The organism is Janthinobacterium sp. 1_2014MBL_MicDiv, from assembly GCF_001865675.1.
In the GTDB taxonomy this organism is placed as follows: domain Bacteria; phylum Pseudomonadota; class Gammaproteobacteria; order Burkholderiales; family Burkholderiaceae_D; genus Janthinobacterium.
In genome coordinates this window covers 6,065,883-6,080,933 of sequence record NZ_CP011319.1, presented here as the reverse complement: position 1 = coordinate 6,080,933, position 15,051 = coordinate 6,065,883, and the positions used below count along the sequence as shown (strand labels likewise).

13 protein-coding genes are annotated in these 15,051 nt (G+C 64.3%); 5 read left to right on the top strand and 8 right to left on the bottom strand.

Features of this window, described 5'->3' with window-relative positions; genetic code table 11:
- Positions 1-50: 50 nt before the first annotated feature.
- Genes speD through YQ44_RS26375 form a run of 5 tightly spaced genes read right to left on the bottom strand, consistent with a single transcriptional unit; the run spans position 51 to position 3,546 of the window.
- Positions 51-422, bottom strand: a complete 372-nt coding sequence (speD, locus tag YQ44_RS26395) for an adenosylmethionine decarboxylase (RefSeq protein WP_071325902.1) — start codon at positions 420-422, stop codon at positions 51-53.
- A gap of 2 nt (positions 423-424) precedes the next feature.
- Positions 425-616 (bottom strand): hypothetical protein, encoded by a 192-nt coding sequence (locus tag YQ44_RS26390; protein ID WP_071325901.1) that lies wholly within the window; start codon positions 614-616, stop codon positions 425-427.
- Positions 613-2,076 (bottom strand): DUF4178 domain-containing protein, encoded by a 1,464-nt coding sequence (locus YQ44_RS26385; protein WP_071325900.1) that lies wholly within the window; start codon positions 2,074-2,076, stop codon positions 613-615. Before YQ44_RS26385 ends, YQ44_RS26390 begins: the two co-directional genes overlap by 4 nt.
- A 10-nt stretch (positions 2,077-2,086) precedes the next feature.
- Positions 2,087-3,127, bottom strand: coding sequence for an SPFH domain-containing protein (locus YQ44_RS26380; protein ID WP_071325899.1), 1,041 nt, complete (start codon positions 3,125-3,127; stop codon positions 2,087-2,089).
- A gap of 32 nt (positions 3,128-3,159) precedes the next feature.
- Positions 3,160-3,546, bottom strand: a complete 387-nt coding sequence (locus YQ44_RS26375) for a DUF350 domain-containing protein (RefSeq protein ID WP_071325898.1) — start codon at positions 3,544-3,546, stop codon at positions 3,160-3,162.
- A gap of 109 nt (positions 3,547-3,655) precedes the next feature.
- Here YQ44_RS26375 and YQ44_RS26370 point away from each other — a divergent pair, with 109 nt between their 5' ends.
- A complete protein-coding gene (locus YQ44_RS26370) occupies positions 3,656-5,167 on the top strand; it encodes a polyamine aminopropyltransferase (RefSeq protein WP_071325897.1) in 1,512 nt (503 codons plus the stop codon).
- The gene (locus tag YQ44_RS26365) at positions 5,167-6,801 is read left to right on the top strand and encodes an NAD(P)/FAD-dependent oxidoreductase (protein ID WP_071325896.1); all 1,635 of its coding nucleotides are present in this window, start codon (positions 5,167-5,169) and stop codon (positions 6,799-6,801) included. The genes YQ44_RS26370 and YQ44_RS26365 overlap by 1 nt, the downstream gene beginning before the upstream one ends.
- 179 nt (positions 6,802-6,980) lie before the next feature.
- Here the strand turns inward: YQ44_RS26365 and mmsB are convergent, their stop codons facing one another.
- The 3 genes from mmsB to chvE all read right to left on the bottom strand — a co-directional run bounded on the left by mmsB (position 6,981) and on the right by chvE (position 10,875).
- Entirely contained in the window at positions 6,981-8,201 is a 1,221-nt protein-coding gene (gene mmsB / locus YQ44_RS26360; protein WP_071325895.1) for a multiple monosaccharide ABC transporter permease, read from the bottom strand.
- Positions 8,191-9,732 (bottom strand): multiple monosaccharide ABC transporter ATP-binding protein, encoded by a 1,542-nt coding sequence (mmsA, locus tag YQ44_RS26355; protein ID WP_071325894.1) that lies wholly within the window; start codon positions 9,730-9,732, stop codon positions 8,191-8,193. The genes mmsB and mmsA overlap by 11 nt, the downstream gene beginning before the upstream one ends.
- A gap of 111 nt (positions 9,733-9,843) precedes the next feature.
- A complete protein-coding gene (chvE, locus tag YQ44_RS26350) occupies positions 9,844-10,875 on the bottom strand; it encodes a multiple monosaccharide ABC transporter substrate-binding protein (RefSeq protein ID WP_442905943.1) in 1,032 nt (343 codons plus the stop codon).
- A gap of 422 nt (positions 10,876-11,297) precedes the next feature.
- On the opposite strand from chvE, the gene YQ44_RS26345 reads away from it, so the two are divergent.
- From YQ44_RS26345 to YQ44_RS26335, 3 genes are read left to right on the top strand one after another with little or no spacing between them, the layout of a single operon-like run.
- Entirely contained in the window at positions 11,298-12,461 is a 1,164-nt protein-coding gene (locus YQ44_RS26345) for a fumarylacetoacetate hydrolase family protein (RefSeq protein ID WP_071325892.1), read from the top strand.
- A gap of 28 nt (positions 12,462-12,489) precedes the next feature.
- On the top strand, positions 12,490-13,257 hold the full coding sequence (locus YQ44_RS26340; protein ID WP_071325891.1) for an SDR family NAD(P)-dependent oxidoreductase: 768 nt from the start codon (positions 12,490-12,492) through the stop codon (positions 13,255-13,257).
- The gene (locus YQ44_RS26335) at positions 13,254-15,041 is read left to right on the top strand and encodes an IlvD/Edd family dehydratase (RefSeq protein ID WP_071325890.1); all 1,788 of its coding nucleotides are present in this window, start codon (positions 13,254-13,256) and stop codon (positions 15,039-15,041) included. The genes YQ44_RS26340 and YQ44_RS26335 overlap by 4 nt, the downstream gene beginning before the upstream one ends.
- Positions 15,042-15,051 lie beyond the last annotated feature (10 nt).

Here is a 15,051-nt window from a genome sequence, read left to right as displayed (position 1 = left end):
GGAGGATCAGCCGACAGTGTAAGCGATCCCCACGCGATGCACCAGCGAGCCTAGGCCTGGCCCGGTGGCGCGCGGCGCACGGACTGCAGCTGGCACTGCGCCGCCTGCAGCGCCTCCTTGACGACGTCGAGCGCCAGTTGCGGCCGGGCCGCGCCGCACATGAAGATGTCCACGGCGGCAAAGCCGACTTCGGGCCAGGTATGCAGCGAAATGTGCGATTCGGCCAGCAGCACCACGCCCGTGACGCCCTGGCCCGCGCCAAAGCTGTGGAAATGGCTGTGCAGCACCTGCGCGCCGGCCGTGACGGCCGCTTGCCGCAGCAGGCGTTCGAGCGCGTCGCAGTCGCGCAGGCGGTCAGCGGAAATGCCCGACAGGTCGGCCAGCAGATGGGTGCCCAGGGGCAGATGCGGTGTCTCTGCCATGCTTATTTGTGGCTGCCGCCGCTCGAGCCGCCGCCATAGCTGCCGCCGCCGCTGCCCGTGCGCGAGCTCCAGCTGCTGCCGCTGTGTGTGCCGGTGCTGCGCATGCCGCTGCCGGCCAGCGTGAACATGCGCACCCAGTTGGTGGCCGTGACGGAAAACGTCACCATCAAGGCATAAATCACGTATTTGCTCATGGGGGATTCTTTGTATTCTTGTCGAGGAAAGCGGCTGGCAGGAACAGCGCCAGGCAAGCCAGCAAGCTCCACATCAAGGTGCTGGAAAACGAGACGAACAGGGGAATCGCATTCAGGACCAGGATGATGATGATGAAGATCTTGGCGATGCCACGGTGACTGAGCTTGGTATTTTGCACCTTGCTGCCGCCATGGAAGGCGGCGCCGAACCAGGCTGCCATCTGGTCATAGGCGACGGGCGCGGAGCGCGACCAGGTCATTTCCTCGCCGGTGACTTCCGCCGCCAGCTTTGTCTGCCCCTGTTCGAATTCAAACACATGCGTGCTGTCGCCCACGGCCACCCTCCAGTTGAAGGCGCCGGCCGCATACACCACTTGCGAGCCATAGTCGTACAGTTTCGCATACGTGGCGCCATCGAGCGTGCATTGTTCCGCGTCCAGGGAGGCCCAGGTGGGCCAGTTCGGCAGCACGTGCGAACGCGACCAGCCGTCATCGGTCTCCACCAGCCAGAAGAAGCCGGCGCGTGCGCCGTACAGCAGGTACTCATTCCACTCGCTGCCTTCGTCGTCGGCGCGGCGCATCATGCCGATGACCGTGAAGTCGATATTGTTGATCTTCGCGCTGGCGCCCAGCTCCAGCGTGATGTCGACGTTGTCGTGCACCTGCCTGCCGATGGCCAGCACCTGCGCTTCCGGACCGCTGGCATCGAGCCGTGCGTGGCAGGCAGGGCACACCAGCTGCGCCGCCGCGCCAGGGACGTAGCGGATGCCGCTGCCGCAGGACGGGCAATCGAGCGCATCGAGCTTGCCGCGGTATTTGCCGGCGCTTTTGGCGATGGCGTCCTCATCGCGCAGCAGCTGGCACTGCAAGCCTTCCAGGGTGACGGCGACGCCCATGTAGACCACCGGCTGCGGGCCATCCGTGTAATCGAGCGTGACGAAGCTGCCATAGTTGCGGAAATCGGCCACCTGGATGCGCCAGCCGGCGCCCACCTTGAACGGCAGCTCGCCCTGGCCCGCGATGCACTCGGCGTTGCGCATCTCGGCCGCCGTATAGGGCTCGCCGCAGATCGTGTAGCGCCTGCCTGGCGCCAGCTCGGCAAAGGCAGGCAGGGCTTCCTGCGTGCGGCGTTCGCGCGTCAAGGTGTACAGGCCGGACGAGTCGCCCAGCCAGGCCGTGCTGGCGTCGTCGAACAGCACATACCATTCATTCCACGTGCCGGCGCTGTAGCGCTGCTGGATGCGCCCGACGATGGTGAAATGCAGGCCATCGTGCACGCCGGCCGTGCCGATCTGGATCGGCGAGTAGTCTTCGAGGACGGCCGACATCTTGCCCAGATCCTTGACCGCGTCGGCGTCCTTCAGGATGGTGCTGTGGCAGTACTCGCACACGGCGAGCACGGAAGCGTGCGAGCGGAAATGGACTTCCGCGCCGCAGCTGGGACAGGAAACAGTTTGCATGCAGTCGCGCTTAGCCGATCAGTTTTTTCAGCAGTTCAGCCTTGGCGCCGTCGTAGTCGGCCGGCGAAATCAGTCCCTTGTCGAGCAGGCCCTTGAGTTTTTCCAGGCGCGCCTCGATCGGTTCTTCCGCGGGCGCGGGTGGCGCCGCCGGAGCCGGTGTAGGGGCCGGCTGCTGCAGCGCGCCGCCCATGCTTTGCGCCATCACCTGGCCGATCGACAGCCCGGCGCCGAGACCGGCGCCGATGCCGGCCATGCCGCCTTCGTTCTGCGCCGCCAGCGGGATTGCGTTCGCCACCTGGAACTTGGTATAGCCACTCATCTTGTCGGCGCCCAGGCCGCCCTTCATGCCGGCCGAGATGCGCTCGTCGAGCGCCGCCTGCAATTCCTCGGGCAGGCTGATGCTGGCCACGTTGAATTCGTCGAGGCCCACGCCATAGCGGGCAAACGCCTGCGCCAGGCCGTCCTTGACTTCCTGCGCCATCAGCGCCTGGTTGGCCGCCATGTCGAGGAAGGGCACATTGGCGCCGCCCAGCGAACTGGCCATGCTCGACATCAGGATGCCGCGCAATTGGTCTTCCACTTCGTCGCGCGTGTAGACCTCGCGCGTGCCGCTGATTTCCGTGAAGAAGGTGCGCGCGTCGGCGATGCGGTACGAGTACATGCCGAAGGCGCGCACGCGGATCATGTCGAAATCCTTGTCGCGGATGGTGATCGGCTGCGGCGTGCCCCACTTGCGGCCCGTCTGCACGCGGGTGCTGAAGTAATACACGTCCGACTTGAACGGCGAATCGAACAGCTTGTCCCAGTTTTTCAGGTTGGTCAGCAGCGGCAAGGTCTGCGTCGTCAGCTTGTGCGTGCCGGGGCCGAAGACGTCGGCGATCTTGCCTTCATTGACGAAGACGGCTACCTGCGATTCGCGCACATTCAGGATGGCGCCGTTCTGGATCTCGAAATCCTGCATCGGGAAACGCCAGGCCAGCACGCCCTCCGTTTCTTCGTTCCACTGCAGTACGTCGATAAACTGCTTCTTGATAAAGCTGCCGAGGCTCATGATGGATGTCCTTGAATAAGTTGAAGCCGGTGTCAGGAAATACAGGCGGCGTTGATGGCGCCGATCGACAGGGAAATGGCCGCCAGCAGGCCGCCAAAGGCGCTGTTGTTCGATTCGATCTGATCCTTCGACATGCGCAGCAGCCGCGTGGTGACCACATAGGCCAGCAATTGCACCACCATGGCGCCGAAAGCCCAGGCGAAGAATTGCTGGTAGTCGGCCGTGTGCATCAGCGACGAGGCGATGGTGGCGGAAAAGCCCAGCATGGCGCCGCCCAGCGACAGGGCCGCCGCCTGGTTGCCCTGGCGGATCAGCAGCACTTCGTTATACGGCGTGACGCGCGTGTAGATGACAAAAAATACAATCAGCAGCGCGGCGGCCAGTAAAAGATGGATCAGATAGTTTAGGATGTCGGGCACGGCATTCCTCGTGGTGGCCGCGCGTTGCGGCCACGGCAGATCAAGGCCGAGGCGAGCAACGCATGAGCAAGTTAATAACGTCAAAGCATATTAGAACAAAAAAAGCCCCATGAACAAAAAGATTCTGATTTTGTCCGTCTTCGTGGTCGCCTCCTGCGGCCTCGCCTATGAGCTGATCGCCGGCGCCATGTCCAGCTACCTGCTCGGCGACTCCATCCTGCAGTTTTCCACCATCATCGGCTGTTACTTGTTTGCCATGGGTGTGGGTGCTCACTTTTCAAAGTATGTGAAGGACGAGGACGTACTCTCGCGCTTCGTCGACATCGAGATGGCCGTGGGGCTGATCGGCGGCCTGTCGGCCGCCATCCTGTTCATGACCTTCTCATGGATGGCGGCGCCGTTTCGTACCTTATTGTATGTGATGGTGTTCCTGATCGGCGCACTGGTCGGCATGGAAGTGCCGCTGGTGATGCGCGCCTTGAATTCGCGCCAGACGGAGTTTTCTGAACTGGTCAGCCGCGTGCTGACCTTCGATTACCTGGGCGCGCTGGCCGTCTCCTTGCTGTTTCCGCTGGTGCTGTCGCCCTATCTGGGCCTGGTGCGCACGGGATTCTTGTTCGGCATGCTCAACGTGGGCGTGGGCTTGTGGACGATTTACGTGTTCCGCGCGGAGCTGAAGAACCTGACGGGCCGCTTCCTGCGCGCCTGCGCCGTGATGCTGCTGCTGGTCGCCGGATTCGCCATGTCGGACCGCATGGTGGCCTGGGGCGAACACGGGCTGTTCGGCGACCAGATCGTGTATTCCACCACCACGCCCTACCAGCGCCTGGTGATCACGCGCTGGAAGGACGATACGCGCCTGTACATCAACGGCAACCTGCAGTTCTCCTCGCGCGACGAATACCGCTACCATGAGGCGCTCGTGCATCCCGTGATGGAAGCGTTGCCGTGGGCGCGCCGCGTGCTGGTGCTGGGCGGCGGCGACGGCCTGGCGCTGCGCGAAATCCTCCGTTATCCACAGATCGAACACGTCACCGTGGTGGACCTCGATCCTGCCATGACGGCCGCGTTTACCACGCGCCCGGAACTGGCCAAGCTGAATAATCGCTCGTTCTCCGACAAGCGCGTCACCGTCGTCAATGCGGATGCCGCCGTCTGGCTGCGCAACAACCAGGATATGTTCGACGCGGCCATCGTCGATTTCCCCGATCCGTCCAGCTTCGCGCTCGGTAAACTGTATTCCGTGCCGTTCTACGACCTGGTGAAGAAGCACCTGGCGGCCAAGGGCTTGATGGTGGTGCAATCGACGTCGCCGTTCTTTGCTCCGCATGCCTACTGGACCATCAATTCCACCCTGCGCGAAGTAGGCATGCGCACCTGGCCCTACCACGCCTACGTGCCCTCGTTCGGCGAATGGGGCTTTATTCTCGCCTCGCCGCAGCTCGATTACGTGCCGCCGACCAGCTACCGCCTGCCGATGCGCTACCTGAATGCGGACACCACGCGCGAGATGTTCATCTTCCCGCCCGACATGCAGCCGCTACCGATGGCGCCGAATCGCCTCAACACCCAGTCGCTCGTGCATGAATTCGAGCAGGACTGGAACCGGGTGATCCGCTGATGCGGCGCCGCTCCTTCCTGCTGTGGGCCGCCGCCGGCGCCACGGCGTCGGCCGCCGGCGTCGGCAGCATTGGCGCCTGGCTGCGCTGGCAGGAAGTCACGCCCAGGGTGCTGTATCCGGGCCGCGAGGAGGGCCACTATCTGCGCAAGCTGCTGCGCGAGCGCAGCGCGCTGCCGGTGCCCACCGAGACCGTCACTACCGACGTGGCCATCCTCGGCTCCGGCATCGCGGGCCTGACGGCGGCGTGGCGCCTGAACAAGCTGGGGCACCAGGATTTCCTCATGATCGACGGGCCGCAGCCGTATGGCAACGCGGCCGGCGGTCATTTCGGCGACCTGGCCTACCCCACGGGCGGCCACTATTTGCCGTTGCCGTCGCCCGAATCGACGCATGTGCGCGAAATCCTGTACGACCTGGGGATTATCCAGCGCGATGCGCAGGCGGAAAAGCCGTACTATGACGAACGCTACATCCTGCATGCGCCGGAAGAGCGCCTGCTGTTCAATGGCCACTGGCAGGACGGCTTCATTCCCACCGAAGGCGTGCCGGCCGAGGAACTGGCGCAGCACGAGCGCTTCTTTGCCGAGGTGCGGCGCCTGCGCCAGGTGCGCGGCAATGACGGCAGGCGCGTGTTCGTCTTTCCCACCGTGGAATCGTCGCAGGATCCGGCCTGGCAGGCGCTCGACGCCATCACCTTGAAACAATGGATGGAGCGCGAAGGCTATACCTCGCCCACCCTGCACTGGTACCTGAATTACTGCTGCCGCGACGATTACGGCACGCGCTACGACCAGGTCTCGGCCTGGGCCGGCCTGCACTACTATTGCAGCCGCTGGGGCCAGGCGGCGAATGCCGGCAATGGCGCCTGGCTGACCTGGCCGGGCGGCATGCAGCCCGTGGCCACGGCCATGGAGCAGGCCTCTGGCGTGCGGCGCAAGAGCGGCACGGTGGTCTCCGTGCAGACGACGGACCAGGGCGTCGAAGCGCTGTGCCTGGAACTGGTCGACGGCCAGCCGCGCACCTACCTGGTCAAGGCGCGCAAGGCCATCTGTGCCATGCCACTGTATGTGGCGGCCCGCGTGGTCGACAACATCGCCGAGTATGGCTTTGACGCGCAACGCGATACGCCCGCGTATGCGCCGTGGCTGGTGGCGAACTTCCTGCTCAAGCGTTTTCCCGACGAACTGCCGCACGCGCCCCTGTGCTGGGACAATGTGGTGTACCAGGAGCCGGGCCTTGGCTATGTCGTCTCCACGCACCAGGATATCCGCGTGCGCCCGCCCGAGAAAACCGTCTTCAGCGCCTATGTGGCCCTGTCCGACCGCACGCCGCAGGCGGCCCGCAAGTGGCTTGACACTGCCAGCCCCGAAGAACTGCTGGCGCTGGCCAGCGTCGACCTGAAAACGGCGTATGGACGCGACTTTGCCAGCTGCGTCGAACGGGTCGACATCACCGTGCGCGGCCACGCCATGGCGGCGCCGCTGCCCGGCTTTCGCAGCAATGCGGGCTTGAAGGCGCTGCGCGAGCACGAGGGTGCCGTCCTGTTCGCGCATGCCGATTTATCGGGCTTTTCCGTGTTCGAGGAAGCGGCATGGTGGGGCGACCGCGCGGCCCGCCTGGCCGCCAACGTCTGACATAAGCTGCTGCGCATCGCAATTTGCGGCCTGCGATGCTCACTGCTTCGGCGGCCCCATGCTAAAGCACCGCTGCGTGTCTAGGCCACAACTTGCCGCTGCTCGCTACGCTTTTGTCCGACGTTATATAAAAAGGCCGGCGCAAGCGCCGGCCGGAGCCCCCTAAGGCTCGAACCGGTCTACTTGTTCTTGTTGATGACGTCGATGAAGACGGCCGCCAGCAGCACCAGGCCCTTGATCACCTGCTGGTAGTCGATGCCGATGCCCATGATGGACATGCCGTTGTTCATCACGCCCATGATGAAGGCGCCGATCACGGCCCCCATCACCTTGCCCACGCCGCCCGAGGCGGAGGCGCCGCCGATGAAGCAGGCGGCGATGACGTCCAGCTCGAAACCGGTGCCCGCTTTCGGCGTGGCCGTATTCAGGCGCGCGGCGAAGATCAGGCCGGCCAGCGCGGCCAGCATGCCCATGTTGACGAAGGTGTAGAAGCTTACGCGTTCCGTCTTGATGCCCGACAGGCGCGCCGCCTTCTCGTTGCCGCCGACGGCGTAGACGCGGCGGCCCAGCACCGTGCGGTTGGTGATGAAAGTGTAGGCGACGATGAGCACCGACATCACGGCCAGCACGTTGGGGAAACCGCGGTACGACGCCAGCAGGTAGCTGAAATACACCATCACGGCGGCGAAGATACCGTTTTTCAGCAGGAAGAAGGCGCGCGGCTCGTTTTCCATGCCGTGCCGGAGCTGCTTGGCGCGGCTGCGCAGCGAGGTGGCAATCAGCGCCGCGGCGGCGATCACGCCCAGCAGCAGCGAAAAGCCGCGCAGGTTTTCTCCGCCGAACGGGTCGGGCAGGAAGCCCGAGCTGAGCATCTGGAAGCCTTCCGGGAAGGGGCCGACCGACTGGCCCGCCAGCAGTGCCAGGGTCAGGCCCTTGAACACCAGCATGCCGGCCAGCGTGACGATGAAGGAAGGGATCTTGAAGAAGGCGACAAAATATCCTTGCGCGCCGCCGATGACGGCGCCGGCCAGCAGGCAGAGGATGCTGGCGGCGACAAAGTTCATGTGGTAATTGACGATCAGCACGGCCGCCAGCGCGCCGACGAAGCCGACCACCGAGCCGACCGACAGGTCGATATGGCCGGCCACGATGACCATCAGCATGCCTAGCGCCATGATGACGATATAGCTGTTTTGCAGCACCAGGTTCGTCAGGTTCAGCGGCTGCATCAGGGTGCCGTCGGTCATGTACTGGAAAAAGCCCATGATGGCGATCAGGGAGAGCAGCATGCCGTAGTCGCGCATGTTGTTCTTCAAAAAGCCGGCGTAGCTTTTCGCCTGCTGCTCGGCCGCGGGAGCGGCGGCAGGCACCGCCTGTCCCGCTGTCAGTTTATTGTCCATGGTGTTCTCCGTGTGTGACGATGGCGCGCATGATGCGTTCCTGCGACGCTTCTGCTGCGCTGAGTTCGGCCGCGAAACGGCCTTCGTTCATGACGTAAATCCGGTCGCACATGCCCAGCAATTCCGGCATTTCCGAGGAAATCATGATGATGCATTTGCCTTCGGCGGCCAGCTCGCTGATGATGCTGTAGATCTCGTATTTGGCGCCGACGTCGATGCCGCGGCTCGGTTCATCGAGGATCAGGATGTCGGGGCGTGAAAACAGCCACTTCGCCAGCACCACTTTCTGCTGGTTGCCACCGGACAGATTGACCACCTTCTGCAGGATGCTTGAGCAGCGGATCTTCAGCTTGCGGCGGAAATCGTCGGCCACGCCGAATTCGCGCGCCTCGTCGATGACCGTGCGGGTCGACACCGCGTCCAGGTTGGCCAGGCTGGTGTTTTTCTTGATGTCTTCCTCGAGGATCAGGCCCAGGCCCTTGCGGTCTTCCGTGACATACGCGAGGCCGTGCGCGATGGCCTTGCCGATGGTGCTGACGTCGATTTCCTGGCCATTCTTGAGCACCGTGCCGCTGATGCGCTGGCCGTAGGCGCGCCCGAAAATGCTCATCGCCAGCTCCGTGCGCCCCGATCCCATCAAGCCGGCGATGCCGATGATCTCGCCCTTTTTGGCGTGCAGGTTGATGCCCTTGATGACGGCGCGGTCCGCGTGCTCGGGATGGAACACGCGCCAGTCGCGCACTTCGAAAATGGTGTCGCCGATGCTGGGCGTGCGTGGCGGGTAGCGGTCGGCCATCTCGCGCCCGACCATTTTCTCGATGATGCGGTCTTCGCTGACGGGTTCCAGGCGGCAGTCGAAGCTGTCGACGGTGTTGCCGTCGCGTAGCACCGTGATGGCGTCGGCGACGCGCGAAATCTCGTTGAGCTTGTGCGAGATCAGGATCGACGCGATGCCCTGCGCTTTCAGGTCCAGCAGCAGGTCGAGCAGGGCCGCGCTGTCGCTTTCGTTCAGGCTGGCCGTCGGCTCGTCGAGGATCAGCAGCTTGACGTCCTTGCACAGCGCCTTGGCGATTTCGATCAGCTGCTGCTTGCCCACGCCCAGGTTGGTGATCAGGGTGTCGGGCGACTCCTTCAGGCCGACTTTCTGCAGCAGTTCGCGCGTGCGGCTTTGCGCATGTTCCCAGTCGATGACGCCCATTTTTGCCGGCTCGTTGCCGAGGAAGATATTCTCGGCGATCGACAGCAGCGGCACCAGCGCCAGTTCCTGGTGGATGATGATGATGCCGATTTCCTCGCTGTCCTTGATGCCGCGAAAGTGCCGGGTCTGGCCCTGGTAGTCGATGTCGCCCGTGTAGCTGCCATGGCCGTAGACTCCGCTCAGCACCTTCATCAAGGTGGATTTGCCGGCGCCGTTTTCGCCCACGATGGCATGGATTTCGCCGCTGCGCACCCGCAGGTTGACATTGTCGAGTGCCACGACGCCCGGGAACGTTTTGCGTATCCCGCGCATTTCCAGGATAGTGTTGGTCATATTACCTCTCTGGCACGGCCGCGCACTGCTTGGCGCGCCGGCGGTGCGGCAGTCTTGTTCTGGATCGTGCGTGAAGCGACAGGCCGGGCGTCGCCAGGCCTGCGGTACCGATTATTTCACCTGCGCTTCGGTGTAGTAGCCGCTGCCCGTGACCAGTACCTGCTTCCAGTTCGCCTTGTCGACGGTGACCGGTTTCAACAGGAACGATGGCACCACCTTGATGCCATTGTTATAGGTCTTGGTATCGTTGACGGTGGGCGTTTTACCGCTCATCATCGCGTCGACCATGTTGGCCGTCACCTTGGCCAGCTCGCGCGTATCCTTGAACACGGTCGAGGATTGTTCGCCGCGGATGATCGATTTGACGGACGGGATTTCGGCATCCTGGCCGGTCACGACGGGGAAGGGCTGCTTCGGCGTGCCGTAGCCGACGCCCTTCAGCGACGACAGGATGCCGATGCTCAAGCCGTCATATGGCGACAGCACGGCATCGACGCGCGCATTGCCGTAATAGGCGCTGAGCAGGTTATCCATGCGCGCCTGCGCCACGGCGCCATCCCAGCGCAGGGTCGCCACCTTGTCCATGCCCATCTGCTTCGAGCGCACCACCAGCTTGCCGCTGTCGATATACGGCTTGAGCACCGACAGCGCGCCGTTGTAGAAGAAATGCGCGTTATTGTCGTCGGCCGAGCCGCCGAACAGTTCGATGTTGAACGGGCCCTTGCCCTGTTTCAGGCCCAGCGCATTCTCGATGTAGGCCGCCTGCAGCACGCCGACCTGGAAGTTGTCGAAGGTGGCGTAGTAATCGATGTTCTTCGTGCCGCGGATCAGGCGGTCATACGAGATCACCTTGATGCCCTTGTCGGCCGCCTTTTGCAGCACGTTCGACAGGGTGGTGCCGTCGATGGCGGCGATCACCAGCACCTTGGCGCCCTTGGTGATCATGTTTTCCACTTGCGCCAGCTGGTTCGGGATATCGTCGTCGGCAAACTGCAGGTCGGTCTTGTAGCCGCGCTCCTTGAATACCTTGACCATGTTGTCGCCGTCGGCGATCCAGCGCATCGAGGATTTGGTCGGCATCGAAATGCCGATGGCGCCCTTGTCGGCGGCACTTGCCGTCGGCACGATTGCCATGCCGGACATGGCCAGCACCAGGCTCGCAGCCAGCATTTTCATTGTTGTTTTCATTTTCAGGTCTCCACCGTCTTTGATAGTTGAAGGTGCCAGGGTCGCGGTCTGTGTGGGCCGGCTCCGTGCGGATGGCCGAAAGCAGGCCACGGCTGATACTAGTTTGTCCATACCTGCCCCACCAATCACTTTTTTCGTGTTGCCGATATCCAAAACGATATCGCGGCGACGATTGATGCGCTGCGCCATTCCTCCCGCCCCGGCGGCGAAAAACAGCAGGTAAATGCGCGCCTGCCGGGGTTATTTTTGCTGCGTCGCAATACCAATAATCATCATGCAATTTGGTGATTTTCGTAATTGCGGTGGCCCATGCCGGCGCGCAGAATCGGTCCGGACTTGACGCCCAGCCCTCTGATGACGATTTTTTGAAAGCTGCCATGCTGCCGATTTCCCCCGCCTCCCTGCTGCCTGCCGACCTTGCGCAAGCCACCCTGATCGGCCGCATCTGGCGCGATGGTCCCTGCGTCGTTGCCGTGCGCGGCGGCGAGGTGGTCGACATCACGCCAACGGCGGCAACGGTGGCCGGGCTGTTCGAGCGCGACGATGCGCTCGACATCGCCCGCCATGCACCCGGTATCGCGCTCGGCCCCGTGCAGGATTTGCTGGAACAGGCGCTGCGGGTGGCCCCTGGTGCGCAGCCGCTGCTGCTGGCGCCATGCGACCTGCAAGCCGTCAAGGCCTGCGGCGTGACGTTCGCCGTCAGCCTGCTCGAGCGCGTGATCGAAGAACAGGCAGGCGGCGATGCGGCGCGTGCCGCCAGCCTGCGCACGGCGCTGCAAGCCACCCTGGGCAGCGACCTGTCCGCGCTGCGTCCCGGTTCGGAGGCGGCGCAGCGATTGAAGCAGCAATTGCAGCAGCGCGGCGCGTGGTCGCAATACATGGAAGTGGGCATCGGCCCCGATGCGGAGGTATTCACCAAGGCGCAAGCCATGTCGTCCGTCGGCTGCGGCGCGCAGGTGGGCTTGCTGCCGTCGTCCGCCTGGAACAATCCGGAGCCGGAGATCGTCCTGGCCGTCAACAGCCGCGGCCAGGTGCTGGGAGCGACCTTGGGCAACGACGTCAACCTGCGCGATATCGAAGGGCGCAGCGCGCTCCTGCTGGGCAAGGCCAAGGATAACAACGGTTCCTGCGCCATCGGCCCCTTCATTCGCCTGTTCGACGAAGGCTTCACGCTCGATACCGTGCGCCAGGCGGAAGTGTCGTTGCTGATCGAGGGCGCGGACGACGGCTTTGTACTCGAAGGCGCCAGCTTCATGCGCGAGATCAGCCGCGACCCGCTGGACCTGGTACGCCAGACGGCGGGCCAGTATCACCAGTATCCGGACGGCTTCATGCTGTTTTTGGGCACCATGTTCTCGCCCGTGCAGGACCGCGACGTGCAGGGCGGCGGCTTCACGCACCACCTGGGCGACAGGGTCACCATCGCCAGCGCCTCGCTCGGCGCGCTGGTCAACGAAGTGCAGCGCTGCGACGCCATTCCCCCCTGGACGTTTGGCGTGCGCGCGCTGTACCAGAGCCTGGCCCAACGCGGCCTTGCCTGATTTCCCATTTCTTATAACGAGAGACACCATGCAGCATGCAACCTATCCCAGCCTGGCCAGGCAGCGCGTCGTCATCACGGGCGGCGGCACCGGCATCGGCGTGGCCATCGTCGAAGCGTTCGCGCGCCAGGGCGCCCATGTCACCTTTCTCGACATCGCCAGCGAACCTTCGCGCGCGCTGGAAGAAAAACTGGCGCACCTGCCGCATCCGCCGCGCTTCCGCTACTGCGACCTGACGGACCTGGGGGCGCTGGCCGCCACCTTCGCCGAGATCGAACACGCCAGCGGCGCCACCGATATCCTCATCAACAACGCGGCCAATGACGACCGCCACCAACTGCAGGACGTCACGCCCGCCTACTGGGACGAGCGCATCGCCGTCAACCTGCGCCACCAGTATTTCTGCGCGCAGGCGGTGGCGCCTGCCATGCGCGCCAAGGGCAGCGGCGTGATCCTGAACCTGGGCTCGATTTCCTGGCACCTGGCGCAGGCGAACCTGTCGATCTACATGACGGCGAAAGCCGGCATCGAAGGCTTGACGCGCGGCCTGGCACGTGACCTGGGCGTGCACGGCATCCGCGTCAACTGCATCATTCCCGGCGCCGTGCGCACGCCGCGCCAGGAAAAGCTCTGGCACACGCCGGAAGCGGAAGCCGTGATCCTGCAGGGGCAGTGCCTGCAGGCGCGCGTCGAGCCGCACGACGTGGCGGCGCTGGCACTGTTCCTGGCTTCGGATAACGCCGCCAAGTGCGCGGGGCGCGAATACTATGTCGATGCGGGCTGGTACGGCGCATGAGTACCTCCAGCCATCGCCAGGCGCGGCGCTTCCGTTCGCAGGACTGGTTCGACAATCCCGACCACATCGACATGACGGCGCTGTACCTCGAGCGCTTCATGAACTACGGCATCACGGCCGAGGAGCTGCGTTCGGGCCGGCCCATCATCGGCATCGCGCAAAGCGGCAGCGATATCAGCCCCTGCAACCGCATACACCTGGAGCTGTCGCAGCGCGTGCGCGACGGCATCCGCGACGCGGGCGGCATCCCGATGGAATTCCCGCTGCACCCGATCTTCGAAAACTGCCGCCGTCCCACGGCCGCGCTGGACCGCAACCTGGCGTACCTGGGCCTGGTGGAAATCCTGCACGGCTATCCGATCGACGCCGTGGTGCTGACGACGGGCTGCGACAAGACGACGCCGGCCCAGCTGATGGCCGCCGCCACGGTGGACATCCCCGCCATCGTGCTGTCGGGCGGTCCCATGCTCGATGGCTGGATGGACGGCGAACTGGTGGGATCGGGCGCCGCCATCTGGAAGGGCCGCCGCCAGCTCTCTGCGGGCTTGATCGACAATGACAAATTCCTGCAGATCGCCGCGGCCTCGGCGCCATCGGCCGGTCACTGCAACACCATGGGCACGGCATCGACCATGAATGCGCTGGCCGAGGCCCTGGGCATGTCGCTGACAGGTTGTTCGGCCATCCCCGCGCCGTACCGCGAACGGGGCCAGATCGCCTATGAAACGGGGCGCCGCATCGTCGGCATGGCGCATGACGACGTGCGCCCGTCGAGCATCCTCACGCGTGCAGCGTTTTTGGACGCGATCATCGTCAACGCCGCCATTGGCGGCTCCACCAACGCCCAGCCGCACCTGATGGCCATGGCCCGCCACGCCGGCGTGGAACTGCATTCGAGCGACTGGATGGAACATGGCTACGACGTGCCGCTGCTGCTGAACATGCAGCCTGCGGGGAAATACCTGGGCGAACGCTTCCACCGCGCCGGCGGCGTGCCTGCCGTGATGTGGGAGCTGCTCCAGGCGGGTTTGCTGCACGCCGAGCGTCCCACTGTCACGGGGCAGAGCATGGCGGCCAACCTGGCCGGGCGCGAAAGCGCGGACCGCGAGATGATCCGCCCGTTTGCCGCCCCGCTGAAGGACAAGGCCGGTTTCATGGCGCTGCGGGGCAACCTGTTCGATTTCGCCATCATGAAGACCAGCGTGATCTCGCCGCAGTTCCGCGAGCGTTACCTGTCGCGTGCCGGCAGCGAAGGCGTGTTCGAGGCGCGCGCCATCGTCTTCGACGGTTCGGCCGACTATCACGCGCGCATCAACGATCCGGCTCTCGCCATCGACGACGGCTGCATGCTGGTCATGCGCGGTGCCGGTCCTGTCGGTTGGCCCGGCTCGGCCGAAGTGGTCAACATGCAGCCGCCAGACGCGCTGCTCAAGGCGGGCATCCTGAATTTGCCGACCCTCGGCGACGGGCGCCAGTCGGGTACTTCGGACAGCCCCTCGATCCTGAACGCCTCGCCGGAAAGCGCGGTGGGCGGTGGCCTGGCGCTGCTGCGCACGGGCGACATCATCCGCGTCGATTTGACTGCGGGCCGCTGCGACATGCTGGTCGACAGCGTTGAGCTGGCGCGCCGCGCCCAGGAGCTGCTGCCGCCGATCAACGACAGCGCCACGCCGTGGCAGGAGCTCTACCGCGCCAGCGTGGGCCAGCTGGAAACGGGGGCCTGCATGGAGCTGGCGCTGAAATACCGCGCCGTGGGGCAGACGCTGCCACGCCACAATCACTAGTTTATTTGTT

What these genes read in the sequence shown, in the direction of transcription:
- YQ44_RS26345 (WP_071325892.1), top strand. Translation starts at nt 11,298, where the DNA reads ATGCTGCCGATTTCCCCCGCCTCCCTGCTGCCTGCCGACCTTGCGCAA.
- YQ44_RS26390 (WP_071325901.1), bottom strand. Translation starts at nt 616, where the DNA reads ATGAGCAAATACGTGATTTATGCCTTGATGGTGACGTTTTCCGTCACG.
- mmsA (WP_071325894.1), bottom strand. Translation starts at nt 9,732, where the DNA reads ATGACCAACACTATCCTGGAAATGCGCGGGATACGCAAAACGTTCCCG.
- YQ44_RS26365 (WP_071325896.1), top strand. Translation starts at nt 5,167, where the DNA reads ATGCGGCGCCGCTCCTTCCTGCTGTGGGCCGCCGCCGGCGCCACGGCG.
- speD (WP_071325902.1), bottom strand. Translation starts at nt 422, where the DNA reads ATGGCAGAGACACCGCATCTGCCCCTGGGCACCCATCTGCTGGCCGAC.
- chvE (WP_442905943.1), bottom strand. Translation starts at nt 10,875, where the DNA reads ATGTCCGGCATGGCAATCGTGCCGACGGCAAGTGCCGCCGACAAGGGC.
- YQ44_RS26370 (WP_071325897.1), top strand. Translation starts at nt 3,656, where the DNA reads ATGAACAAAAAGATTCTGATTTTGTCCGTCTTCGTGGTCGCCTCCTGC.
- YQ44_RS26340 (WP_071325891.1), top strand. Translation starts at nt 12,490, where the DNA reads ATGCAGCATGCAACCTATCCCAGCCTGGCCAGGCAGCGCGTCGTCATC.
- mmsB (WP_071325895.1), bottom strand. Translation starts at nt 8,201, where the DNA reads ATGGACAATAAACTGACAGCGGGACAGGCGGTGCCTGCCGCCGCTCCC.
- YQ44_RS26335 (WP_071325890.1), top strand. Translation starts at nt 13,254, where the DNA reads ATGAGTACCTCCAGCCATCGCCAGGCGCGGCGCTTCCGTTCGCAGGAC.
- YQ44_RS26380 (WP_071325899.1), bottom strand. Translation starts at nt 3,127, where the DNA reads ATGAGCCTCGGCAGCTTTATCAAGAAGCAGTTTATCGACGTACTGCAG.
- YQ44_RS26385 (WP_071325900.1), bottom strand. Translation starts at nt 2,076, where the DNA reads ATGCAAACTGTTTCCTGTCCCAGCTGCGGCGCGGAAGTCCATTTCCGC.